Source organism: Holophagales bacterium (assembly GCA_016719485.1).
GTDB lineage: Bacteria > Acidobacteriota > Thermoanaerobaculia > UBA5066 > UBA5066 > UBA5066.
On sequence record JADJZB010000031.1, the window covers coordinates 156,553 to 167,548 of the forward strand.

Annotated in this window: 9 protein-coding genes; 5 read left to right on the plus strand and 4 right to left on the minus strand. The window is 71.1% G+C overall.

The features are described 5' to 3' along the window. Positions 1 to 20 precede the first annotated feature (20 nt). Positions 21 to 932 carry a carbohydrate kinase family protein gene (locus IPN03_23680; GenBank protein ID MBK9376634.1) on the plus strand — a complete coding sequence of 304 codons (912 nt, stop codon included), beginning with the start codon at positions 21 to 23 and terminating at the stop codon, positions 930 to 932. 79 nt (positions 933 to 1,011) lie between these two features. Here the strand turns inward: IPN03_23680 and IPN03_23685 are convergent, their stop codons facing one another. Beyond that, entirely contained in the window at positions 1,012 to 2,058 is a 1,047-nt protein-coding gene (locus IPN03_23685; protein MBK9376635.1) for a radical SAM protein, read from the minus strand. A gap of 149 nt (positions 2,059 to 2,207) precedes the next feature. Here IPN03_23685 and IPN03_23690 point away from each other — a divergent pair, with 149 nt between their 5' ends. Next, positions 2,208 to 3,668 carry a hypothetical protein gene (locus tag IPN03_23690; GenBank protein MBK9376636.1) on the plus strand — a complete coding sequence of 487 codons (1,461 nt, stop codon included), beginning with the start codon at positions 2,208 to 2,210 and terminating at the stop codon, positions 3,666 to 3,668. A gap of 12 nt (positions 3,669 to 3,680) precedes the next feature. Here the strand turns inward: IPN03_23690 and IPN03_23695 are convergent, their stop codons facing one another. Continuing rightward, positions 3,681 to 4,655: a hypothetical protein gene (locus IPN03_23695; GenBank protein MBK9376637.1), complete on the minus strand. Its 975-nt coding sequence runs from the start codon at positions 4,653 to 4,655 to the stop codon at positions 3,681 to 3,683. Positions 4,656 to 4,834: 179 nt separating this feature from the next. Here IPN03_23695 and IPN03_23700 point away from each other — a divergent pair, with 179 nt between their 5' ends. Both IPN03_23700 and IPN03_23705 read left to right on the plus strand, forming a co-directional pair. Beyond that, positions 4,835 to 6,451, plus strand: coding sequence for a PD40 domain-containing protein (locus tag IPN03_23700; GenBank protein ID MBK9376638.1), 1,617 nt, complete (start codon positions 4,835 to 4,837; stop codon positions 6,449 to 6,451). Then, complete coding sequence (locus IPN03_23705; protein ID MBK9376639.1) at positions 6,448 to 9,150, plus strand: serine/threonine-protein kinase; 2,703 nt, start codon at positions 6,448 to 6,450, stop codon at positions 9,148 to 9,150. Before IPN03_23700 ends, IPN03_23705 begins: the two co-directional genes overlap by 4 nt. A gap of 12 nt (positions 9,151 to 9,162) precedes the next feature. On the opposite strand, the gene IPN03_23710 is transcribed toward IPN03_23705, so the two are convergent. Beyond that, positions 9,163 to 9,711 carry a hypothetical protein gene (locus tag IPN03_23710; GenBank protein ID MBK9376640.1) on the minus strand — a complete coding sequence of 183 codons (549 nt, stop codon included), beginning with the start codon at positions 9,709 to 9,711 and terminating at the stop codon, positions 9,163 to 9,165. Between the two features lie 248 nt (positions 9,712 to 9,959). On the opposite strand from IPN03_23710, the gene IPN03_23715 reads away from it, so the two are divergent. Beyond that, complete coding sequence (locus IPN03_23715) at positions 9,960 to 10,433, plus strand: serine/threonine protein kinase (GenBank protein MBK9376641.1); 474 nt, start codon at positions 9,960 to 9,962, stop codon at positions 10,431 to 10,433. Between the two features lie 45 nt (positions 10,434 to 10,478). Here IPN03_23715 and IPN03_23720 read toward each other — a convergent pair whose 3' ends face one another. Then, the gene (locus tag IPN03_23720) at positions 10,479 to 10,970 is read right to left on the minus strand and encodes a hypothetical protein (protein ID MBK9376642.1); all 492 of its coding nucleotides are present in this window, start codon (positions 10,968 to 10,970) and stop codon (positions 10,479 to 10,481) included. Between the last annotated feature and the right edge of the window lie 26 nt (positions 10,971 to 10,996).

Sequence of the window (10,996 nt, forward strand, 5' to 3'; positions counted from 1 at the left end):
GAGAGGCGAGGGTGAGCAGAATTCCGCCCCCTGCGGAGGTCGTCGTCGTCGGTAACGTCGGCGTCGACACGTGCGTCTACCCCTACGGCGACGAGATCGACTGGAGCGTCGAGGCGAACTTCACCGAGAACCTCGACACGGTGGGACAGGCCGGTGGCTACGCGAGCCGCGGCTACGCCCGCCTCGGACGGCGGGTCGCCTTCATCGGGCACGTCGGCGCGGACCACGACGGCGGCCTCGTCCGCGCCACGCTCGCCCGCGACGGGATCGACACCCGCGCGCTCCTCATCGACCCGCAGGGGACCGCCCGCAGCGTCAACTTCATGTATCGCGACGGGCGCCGGAAGAACTTCTACGACGGCAAGGGCCACATGGGGCTCGCTACCGACCTGGCGCTCTGCCGGTCCGTGATGGGTGGCGCGCGCCTGGCCCACGTCAACCTCCCGAACTGGGCGCGGCACGTGTTGCCGATCGCCCGCGAGCTGGGCCTCACGGTGGCGTGCGACCTTCAGGACGTCGTCGACCCGGCGGACCCCTACCGGCGTGACTTCGTGGAGGCCGCCGACATCGTCTTCTGCTCGGCGGCCAATCACGAGCCGGAACGGCTGGCCGGTGAGCTCTGGACGCGGCGGCCAGGCCTGATCGTGGTGATCGGAATGGGTGCACGAGGATGTGCCCTGGGAGTCGCGGGACAGGTCCGGCGCTTCCCGCCCGTACCCGACGACCGGCCCGTTCTCGACACCAACGGAGCCGGAGACGGGCTCGCGGTCGGCTTCCTGACGAGCTACGTCCTGGAGGGCCGCCCGCTCGAGGAGTCGGTCTGGCGGGGTCAGCTCGCGGCCCGCCACACGTGCACCCTTCGGGGCACGAGCGAGGGGCTGATCACCGCCGCGGAGCTCGACGAGCGGTACCTCGCCTCGAGAAAGGTCTGACCTCTACCACGGCGTCAGCCCGGTCAGCGTCTGACGCGAGAGGTCCTCACCGTTCTGCCCCCGGCTGGCTCACGGACCCTCACCCCGGGACCGCGGTGAACAGCCCCCTGGCGACCCGCCGCGCGGCGTGGGCCAGCTCGTCCTTGAGGTCCCCCAGGATGCGGCTCCGGTCGGTCAGCGACGCCAGGTAGAACGGCACGACGCAGCCGCACCGGTCGCAGTCCGCCTTCGGCCCCATCATGCACTTCTCCTTCTGCACGCCGTCGGGGGCGAAGGCGAAGGCCTTCCTGGAGAAGAGGCAGTTGTCCGTCACCTGCCGGCAGACGTCCGACTTCATCATCCGGAAGGCGCGCTCGGGCAGGACGAAGAAGTCTCCGTAGATCGCCTTTAGCGCGAGGAGCTTGTCGAGGACGACGTCCCGCTCGGCGAGCGGCAGGAAGAGCTCGTCGTTCCCGTCGCACATGTCGCCGATCGGCGTGTAGAAGTCGAACGTCATGTCCCTGGCACCCGCGCGGGACCAGTCGATGACCGCCTGCTCGAGGCACTCGACGTTCGCCCGCGTGATGCAGTAGGCGATCGTGACGCTCAGGTTGGGCCTCTCGGCGATGTTCCGCATGGCCCGCCTGTAAATGCCCTTCTTGCGCCGGATCCGCTCGTGGGTCTCCTCGTCGCCGTCGATGGAGATGCACCAGCTCACGTCCGGCCAGTCGGGGAGCGGGATCGTGCCGTTGGTGACGACGGTGTTGAACCTGAAGTACTTCCGGCCGCGTTCGATCAGCTCCTTGCGGATGAGCGGCTCGCCGCCCACCCAGGTGCACTGGAAGAACGGGAACGTCAGGCGCGACGAGCTCCTCTTCAGGTGCTCGAGCTTCGCGATCCACTCGTCGACGGAAAGCTCGGGCCTGTTCCCGTAGGCGGGCGCGGCCCCGTCTCCCCCTTCGAAGAAGTAGCAGTGCGAGCACCGGAGGTTGCACTCCTTGGAGACATCGATCGAGCCGAACCCGTTCCGCGGGATGCCGAAGAGGAAGAAGCCGACCTTGGCGAAGTCGTACGGGAGGATCCCGCGCGGCCGGCGGGCCGGCGGATCGTGACGGAGCGTCAGCCTCGAACTCGGTTCAGCGTGCACAGAACGGACTATCTCATCCTGTCGAGCCCAGGTGGCGTCAATCGTGCGCACTACCCCTGCTAACCTCACGCCCTTCCATGAGCGCTTCAGGGACCAGGGGCGAGCGGGCCTCGAGGACGAGGCCGCCGTCCCACCGTGCACTCGCTCCGATGCGCGCCGGGATTGCTCTCGCCCGCCGGCACGCAGTGATCGCGATGACGTTCGTCGCCATCGCGATCAAGCTCGCGCAGGTGGCCGTCGATTCCACGCCGCTCCTTTTCTGGGGCGACTCGTGGACACACCTCAGGACCGCCGTCGAGGGGCACCTCCCCGATGAGCGGTCGTGGACCTACGGCTTGCTGATCCGGCCGTTCGTGGTGTGGACGGGCTCGCTCCCGTGGCTCGTGCCCGTCCAGGCCCTCGCGGGCGCGGCGACCTGCGGCCTGCTGATGCGCGTCCTCGTCGTCGACCTCGCGATCGGGGGGGCGGTGGCGGCCGCTGCGGTGCTCGGGTTCGCCTTCGAGCCGCTCCAGGTCCTGCAGGAGCGGTTCGTCCTGACCGAGTCCTTCGCGGGCCTGGGGCTCGCCCTCTACGTCGCGCTGGCGTTTCTCTACCTGCGTCGCCCGCGCCCCGGGACGCTCGCCCTGCACGCCCTCACCGGCATCGCGCTCGTCAGCCTGCGCACCGTCTACGCCCCGATTGCGCTCGTCGGAACGGTCGCCCTTCCCCTCCTCTACGCCCTCGGGAACCAGGCCGTCGGTGAGAGCCGGCCGCGGCGTCTCCGGGCGGTGGCTCTCCACGCGGCGGTGGCGATCCTGGCGACGGGCCTCGCCCACCTCTCCTACCAGCACCTCATGGGCCGGCTCTTCAATCGCCCGCCCGCTTACCAGTACGCCGATGGGCTCTTCCTCGTCTCGGCCTGGTGGCAGGTCCTTGTCCCGGAGGATGCGAGCGACCCTGCGGCGAAAGCCCTCCTCGAGCGGCTCGCAGCCTCACCGCCCGAGCTCGGCACGATGCCCGAGCGCGAGTTCCACAGGTGGAGGCCGAAGGGTTTCTGCGCGCAGCTGGAGGAGGCGCTCGGCGGCGACGCGGCCCGGGCGAACGGGGTCGCGAAAGAGACCGCGCTGCGCGCCCTCCGGCGCTACCCGGCCGGCGTCCTGGGCGTGGCGTGGCGGAACACGCTCGCCTACTGGGAGCGAGACCCGGCCCGGATCGTGCGCACCCACGTCGAGCAGGGCGCGTACAACCCGCCCGACAGCCCGATGGTGACGTTCGTCCGAGAGCATTTTGGCGCCGCCTCGGCGGCTCCGCCCGGGGAGACGCCCGCCAGGAGATGGCACACGGCGGGCCGCCACGGGTATCCCCTCCTCACGCTCACGCCGCTCGTCTGTGCCGCAGCGGCCCTGTTCTGCCGCCGGGAGATCCGCCCTATGGTCCTCTTCCTCGCTCTCGTCAGCTCCGGGCTCCTCGCGACGACCGTGCTGCTGGGGATCGCCTCGGCATTTCGCTTCCTCCACCCGATGGTCTTCCCGATGGCGGCGGCGCTCGCGGTTCTCGCGGACGCGGCCCTTCGCGGACGAGCCCGAGGGACGGCGCCGCCGGGATCGCCGTCGAACCGCCCCTCTCTCTGAGCTCCGTTCCGATTACACGGGGATTGCGATTCCGGGAACCACACTCCGTAGAATCCGCCGCGTTCGATGACGCTCGTCGCCGGCTCCCGCATCGGCCCCTACGAGATCACCGCCCCGCTCGGCGAGGGCGGGATGGGGGTCGTCTACAGGGCGACCGATCCGAAGCTGAGGCGCGAGGTCGCGATCAAGGTCCTCCCCGAGGCGTTCGCCGGGGACGCCGATCGTCTCGCCCGCTTCGAACGCGAGGCGCAGGTCCTGGCCCAGCTCCAGCACCCCAACATCGCCTCGATCTACGGCCTCGAGGAGTCCAGCGGCGTTCGCGCCCTCGTCATGGAGCTCGTCGAGGGCGAAGACCTCGCCGAGCGGATGAAGCGCGGTTCCGTCGCCCTCGAAGAGGCCATATCCATCGCCCGGCAGATCGCCGAGGCGCTGGAAGCGGCCCACGACAAGGGGATCGTCCACCGTGACCTCAAGCCCGCCAACGTCAAGCTCACACCTGAGGGAACGGTCAAGGTCCTCGACTTCGGCCTCGCCAAGGCGATGGACCCGCCCGCGGGGAGCGCTTCCGCCGCCGACCTCGCGCGCTCGCCAACGCTCATGAACTCGCCGACGATGACGGCGGCCCACGGCACGCAGCTCGGCGTCATCCTCGGGACGGCGGCGTACATGGCGCCGGAGCAGGCGCGCGGAAGTGCCGTCGACAAGCGGGCCGACATCTGGGCGCTCGGGGTCGTTCTCCACGAGATGCTGACAGGCCGGTCGCTCTTCGCCGCCGACACCGTCAGCGACACGCTCGCCGGCGTTCTCAGAGGAGAGATCGATCTCGCGAAGCTGCCGGCCGGGTCCTCTCCGGCGCTCCGGCGTCTCCTGCGCCGGTGCCTCGAACGCAACCCGAAGAACCGGCTGCACGACGCGGCGGACGCGCGGCTCGTCCTCGCCGACCTCGAGGCGGGGGTCGCGGACGAAGGCGCTGATGCGCCCCGACACCCGCCCGCAGCCCGAAGCGCGAGGTCGTCGCCTGGGCCCTCGCCGCGGTCGCGGCGCTCGCGGCGGCCGGCCTCTTCATCGGACGGGGCGCGGTCGAGCCCGCCGCCCCGCGCGTCATCCGCGCCACGCTGCCGCTCCCGGCCGGAGTCTCGATCGAGCTGGACGGCGAGCGCGCCGGGATGCCGGCCGTCTCCCCCGACGGGCGGCGTGTCGCCTTCGGCGCGCGCGAGGGGTCCGGCCCGATGCGGATCTGGGTCCACGACCTCGGGACCGCGGCGGCGCGTCCGCTCCCCGGCACGGAGGAGGGCTACCGGCCGTTCTGGTCTCCCGACGGGCAGAGGATCGGCTTCTTCACCTGGAGCGACCTGGCGACGATCTCGTCGGAGGGAGGCGCCATCGCGCGTCTCGCCCCGGCGCGCGACGCGCGCGGCGGCACCTGGAGCCCGAACGGAACGATCGTGTTCGCGCCCTTCGCCACGGGCCCGCTCCTCGCGATGTCCGATCGGGGGGGCGTGGCACGGGCCGTGACGGGCTCGGCGGAAGAGATAGGGACCGGCACCCACCGGTTCCCGCACTTCCTGCCGGACGGCGAGCACTTCGTCTACCTCGACCGCTCGGGGCGCATCGGCTCGGGAGCCGGCGCGGTCATGATCGCCAGGCTCGGCGAGGCCGCGCCGGCCCGGCGGCTCCTCGGGGTCGCGACGAACGCGATTCCCGCGGTCGGCCGTCTCCTCTACGTCCGCGACGGCGCCCTGGTCGCTCAGGGGCTCGACCCGAAAGGGTTCGTGCTCACGGGCGAGCCGAAGGTGCTCGTCGAGGACCTCCTCTTCAATCGCCGCTTCACCTACGGAGTCTTCTCGGCGAGCGAGGCCGGCGTTCTCACCTTCCTCACCGGAAAACAGCGGGACCTGAGCCGGCTCGTCTGGAGGGACCGCTCCGGACGCCGCCTCGGCGAGCTCGGAACGCCGGGCAACCTCTCCGGGTTCGGCGGCCTCGCCCTGTCGCGCGACGGTCGGTGGGCGGCGGTCTCGCGGGTGGACGACGCGCAGGGCGACGCCGACATCTGGCTCTACGACGTCGCCCGAGGGACCGAGACCCGCCTCGCCCGACAGGGTTCCGACGAGAGCGACCCGCTCTTCTCGCCCGATGGCGGCACCCTCTATTTCGGCTCGGCGGGCGACGAGGGTGCCGCCCTCGTTCGTCGCGACCTCGCGAGCGGCGCGGAGACGACGCTCTTCGCGTTGAAGGGCGTCTACAGCGCGGGTCCGATGTCGTTCTCTCCGGACGGGACCGCGATGACCTGCGAGGACCGCGGCCGCCTGGCCTCCGCCGACCTCGTGCTCCGGCCGTCGGACGGGAAAGGCGAGACGAAGGTCCTCGTCGCCACGCCCCGCGACGACGCCTACGGCCAGATCTCGCCCGACGGCCGCTGGCTCCTGTGGGCCTCCGACGACTCGGGCCGGTACGAGGTCTACGTGGCGCCGTTCCCCGGCGGGGGATCGAGGGTGCAGGTCTCGCGCGAGGGCGGCACCCAGCCCCGGTGGAACCCGGCGGGAAGCGAGATCCTCCTCAAGACGCCCGACAACGTCCTGACCGCGGTGCGCATCGAGACCGGCTCGGGCACGATCTCTGTCGGCGCCCCGACGCCCCTGTTCCCGATCATCGAGTTCACCGGCTGGACCTACGACGTCACGGCCGACGGCACGCGCTTTCTCGTGCGCGAGCCGCTCGCCGAGGGCGATGCCTCCCCGATCACCCTCCTGACCGACTGGACCGCGATCCTGGGCACTCGATGACGATCACCCCGGGCGACCGCCTCGGCTCCTACGAGATCACCGCCAGGCTCGGCGCGGGAGGGATGGGAGAGGTCTGGCGCGCCCGCGACACGAAGCTCGGGCGCGAGGCGGCGATCAAGGTCCTGCCTACGGCCTTCGCCGAGGACGCCGAACGCCTCGCGCGCTTCCGGCGCGAGGCGCAGATCCTCGCGTCGCTCGGCCACCCGAACGTCGCGGCGATCTACGGCCTCGAGGAGAGCGAGGGGCTCGTGGCGCTTGCGATGGAGCTGGTTCCGGGGGAGGACCTCTCGGAGCGCATCGCCCGCAGCCCCATCCCCGTCGACGAGGCGCTCTCCGTCGCACGGCAGATCGCGGAGGCGCTCGAGGAGGCCCACGGCAAGGGGGTCGTCCACCGCGACCTCAAGCCCGCCAACGTCAAGCTCACGCCGGACGGAAAGGTCAAGGTCCTCGACTTCGGCCTGGCCAAGGCCCTCTCGGGCGACGCCACCGGCGGCCTCGACTCGAGCGACTCCTCCCGCTCCCCGACGATGACGCGCCAGGGGACCCAGGCCGGGATGATCCTCGGAACCGCGGCGTACATGAGCCCCGAGCAGGCGCGCGGCAAACCGGTGGACAAGCGGGCCGACGTCTGGTCCTTCGGCGTCGTGCTCTTCGAGATGCTCACGGGCAAGAGGCTCTTCGCCGGGGAGACGGTGAGCGACACGCTCGCCGCGGTGCTGCGCGCTGACCCCGACTGGGCCCTTCTCCCGCGCGGCCTGCCGGCGCCCGTCGGCGACCTCCTCCGCCGCTGCCTGGAGCGCGAGCCGCGGCGGCGGCTCCACGACGTGGCCGACGCCCGGATCGTGATCGAGGACGTCCTCGAGGGGCGGTGGCAACCGCCGGCGGCGACGTCGTCCTCGGCGCCGCTCGCAACGCCGCACTCTTCGTTCGCCCGGCGTGCGGCCGTCCCCCTCGCCGCCTTCCTCCTCGGCCTCCTCGTCACGGTGCCGTACCTCTGGTCGATACGCCGCGGCCCCGGGACCTCTCCCTCGTCGAAACAGCCCGCCTCCTTCCGCCAGCTGACGTTTCTCGCCGGGGGCGAGATGGCCCCCGCGCTCTCGCCCGACGGAGAGAGCTTCGCCTACGTCAAGGAGGTCGATGGCCAGCGGGACGTTTTCCTGCAACGGGTCGGAGGAACGAACCCCGTGAACCTGACCGCGGGTTGCAGGGACGACGACGACGAGCCCGCCTTCTCACCCGACGGCCGGCGCATCGCCTACCGCTCGGAGTGCGCCGGCGGAGGGATCTTCGTTATGGGTGCGACGGGCGAGTCGGCGCGGAAGGTCACCGACCTGGGCTACGCCCCGGCCTGGTCCCCTGACGGAACGGAGGTCGCGGTCGCCAGCGAGAAGCTCCGGAGCCCGACCTCCCGAATCACGAAGAGCCCGCTCTTCGCGGTGAGGATCGGGACGGGCGAGCGTCGGCTACTGTCGTCTCACGACGCCGTCGAGCCGAGCTGGTCGCCGGACGGGCGTCGGGTCGCCTTCTGGGGTCTCGTCGACGACACCTCCGTCCGGGACCTCTTCACCGTGGCGGCCGACGGCTCGCAGTCCGGCCCGGCCGCCGCCGTGCGGCTCCTCTCGGACCCGCACGTCGACTGGAGCCCGAACTGGTCGGGGGACGGCCGTGCCCTCCTCTTCGCCAGCTCCCGCGGCGGGACGATGAACCTCTGGCGCATCGCCCTCGACCCGGCGACCGGCCGGCCGCTCGGAGAGCCGGAACCGGTCACGGCGCCCTCGAGCTGGGTGGGCTACCTCTCGGCGTCGGCGAACGGCCGCCGGATCGCGTTCGTCGACCGCAACGTCCGCACCACGGTCCGCATCGCGCCCTTCGATCCATCCGCCGGCAGGCTCGCCGGATCTCCCCGCGAGGCTCCGCTCGGGACGGTCGAGGCCAATGGCCCCGTCTCCCTCTCCCCGGACGGCGCCACGCTGCTTTTCGACGATTCCGGCTTCCCCCAGCGCCTCGTCCTCGTCGAGCCCGGCGGGACGATGCGCCAGCTCACCGAAGGCCCGCACCGCGATCGTCAGGGGGCGTTCTCTCCCGACGGAGCCTGGATCGCGTTCCAGACGGACCGCTTCACGGGAAGCCTGGCCCTCATCCGCCCGGACGGCAGCGGTCTCTCCGAGGTCCTGCCCGGACGGACGACGAGCGTATTCCAGCCGTCCTGGTCCCCCGACAGCCGCTGGCTCGCCGCGGGGAACACGGATGCGGACGGGCCGTTCCTGCTGGAAGTCGCGAACGGAAGGGCCGTGGGGGATCCGCAGTTCCTGGCGCCGCTCGACGAGGCCGGCCTCGATTTCTGGCCCTCCTCGGTCTCACCCGACGGCCGCCGGATCGCCGGCGCGCTCTACTCGACAGCCGCCAACCCGGTGGGCGGCGCCGTCTACAGCGTCGAGGAACGCTCCTACCGGCGGGTCCCGACGGGCGACGCCGGAGCTCTCCACTTTCTCCCGGACGGCCGCAGGCTCCTCCTCGTGAGCAAACGCGAGATCCGGCTCTTCGACCTCGAGGGGGGCGGAGTCCGGACTCTCGTCACGGCCCCCGAACGGGGAGAGATAGGCTCGGCATGCCTCTCGAGCGACGGGCGCTTTCTGGCCTGGCACGAGAGCACCGACGAATCCGACATCTGGCTGGCCGAGTTCGAGCCGCAGAGGTAATTCCGGCTCGAATCAGAATCCCGTCGCGAAGCTGAGGCGGGTCACCCAGGGGGTGTCGTAGAGCCCTCGCGCGTTTCCCGTCACGTCGTACAGCACTTCGACGAGGAAGAGGCTCCGGGGACCGAGCGGCTGCCCATAGCCCCCGCCGACGAAAAAGCTCGAGAAGCTCTCCCGGCCCGCTGAGGGACCCGTCGACCGGACCTCGTAGCTCGTCCAGTCCCACTCGGTCGTGGCGAAGAGGCGGTCGACGACGAAGTAGCGGGCGTAGGCCCCGACGCCGTAGTCGACGGAATCGTAGGTCTCCGGACCATAGTCGTCGTGCGTCCACTGGAAACGCCCCGAGACCCCGGTCCAGAGCCGGTCCGTCGCGAGGTATCCCACCTCGCCCCGCAGCGACACGCCCCACGACGCGCTGCCGATTCCCAATCCGACGGAGCCACCGTAGGTGAAGCGCCCGGAGCGCGGCCGGATGGCGGGCTGAGGCGCGCCCTGATCGTCCTGAGCCACGGCCGGCGGCGACAGGAGAAGCAACGCGGCGACGAGCGGCAAGAGTGGCTTCACGGAACGATTCTCGCACCGGACTCCCCGAGCGGGCTGGTCCTCGAACCGCACCTGCACCGGCTTTCGTGATTCGGGAGCATTCGTCCGTAGAATCCGCCCCGCTTGTCGAAAAGCCATTCCAAAGGCCTGTTCGGCCCGTGCCCGTTCGTCGCCCCTCCCGGCGCGAAGGGGATGAGCGAGGGGTGCCGGGCGCGGGACACCCGCTCCGAGCGCGACGAGTTGCTCCCGGCCCCCGCGAGGTTCTTCCCATGACGATCGCTCCCGGTTCCCGCGTAGGCCCTTACGAGATCACCGGCAAGCTCGGCGAAGGCGGGATGGGCGAGGTCTGGCGCGCCACCGACACGAAGCTGAAGCGCGAGGTCGCGATCAAGGTGCTTCCGGCGGAGTTCACCGAGGACCCGGAACGCCTCGCGCGATTCGAGCGCGAGGCCCAGCTCCTCGCCCAGCTCCAGCATCCGAGCATCGCCTCGATCTACGGGCTCGAGGAGTCGGGCGGCACGCGCGCGCTCGTCCTCGAGCTGGTCGAGGGGCCGACGCTCGCCGAGAGGCTCGAGGCCGGCCCGCTCTCCCTCGAGGAGAGCCTCACGATCGCGCGGCAGATCCTGGAGGCGCTGGAGGAGGCGCACGACAAGGGAATCGTCCACCGCGACCTCAAGCCCCAGAACGTCAAGGCCCCCGTGGACGGGAAGGTCAAGGTCCTCGACTTCGGCCTCGCGAATTGAACCTGGGGGTCAGTTCCGTTTTTCGTTGAACAGGGGACTGCCCATCTACCGGCATCCGGCCCCGGCCGGCCGGTAGGGGAACTCCTCCGCTTTCTCCGGGCTCGATGCGTCGCCTTCAACGCGCGCCGTGAGCCCCCCGTCCGCGCGCTTCGTGTAGACGACCCTCTTCGGGAAGTCGTGCGCGAGGTTCTCGAAGACGACGGTCCCGGCCCCGAGCCGAACGAGCGGGAACTCCGTGGCCGGCCCTCCCTTCGGCTGCGCCACGTAGACGAGACCGCCGGCGCGCGCCTCGATCCGCAGGTACTCGAAGAAGACGGTCTTCTCTTTCGCCACGTTCGTCGTCCGGCCCATCCCGACCATGCCGTCGGGGCCGGGACAGAGCCACTGCTCCTCGACGCGCACCGCGCCGCTCTCGACGACCCAGGAGCCCGCCAGGAACGCGAGGTCGGCGATCCCGGGCGACGCTGCGGGCGAAGCCCCGAGGGCCGGGAGCGCGGCGATCGAGAGGGCGAGAGCGAGGCGGCGGGAATAGCGCATCCTGGTCTCCTCAGTCTTGACGATAC

Bases quoted from the DNA above. Each gene is read 5' to 3' on its own strand.
- IPN03_23715 (MBK9376641.1), top strand. From the start codon at position 9,960: ATGACGATCGCTCCCGGTTCCCGCGTAGGCCCTTACGAGATCACCGGC.
- IPN03_23690 (MBK9376636.1), top strand. From the start codon at position 2,208: ATGCGCGCCGGGATTGCTCTCGCCCGCCGGCACGCAGTGATCGCGATG.
- IPN03_23705 (MBK9376639.1), top strand. From the start codon at position 6,448: ATGACGATCACCCCGGGCGACCGCCTCGGCTCCTACGAGATCACCGCC.
- IPN03_23720 (MBK9376642.1), bottom strand. From the start codon at position 10,970: ATGCGCTATTCCCGCCGCCTCGCTCTCGCCCTCTCGATCGCCGCGCTC.
- IPN03_23700 (MBK9376638.1), top strand. From the start codon at position 4,835: ATGCCGGCCGTCTCCCCCGACGGGCGGCGTGTCGCCTTCGGCGCGCGC.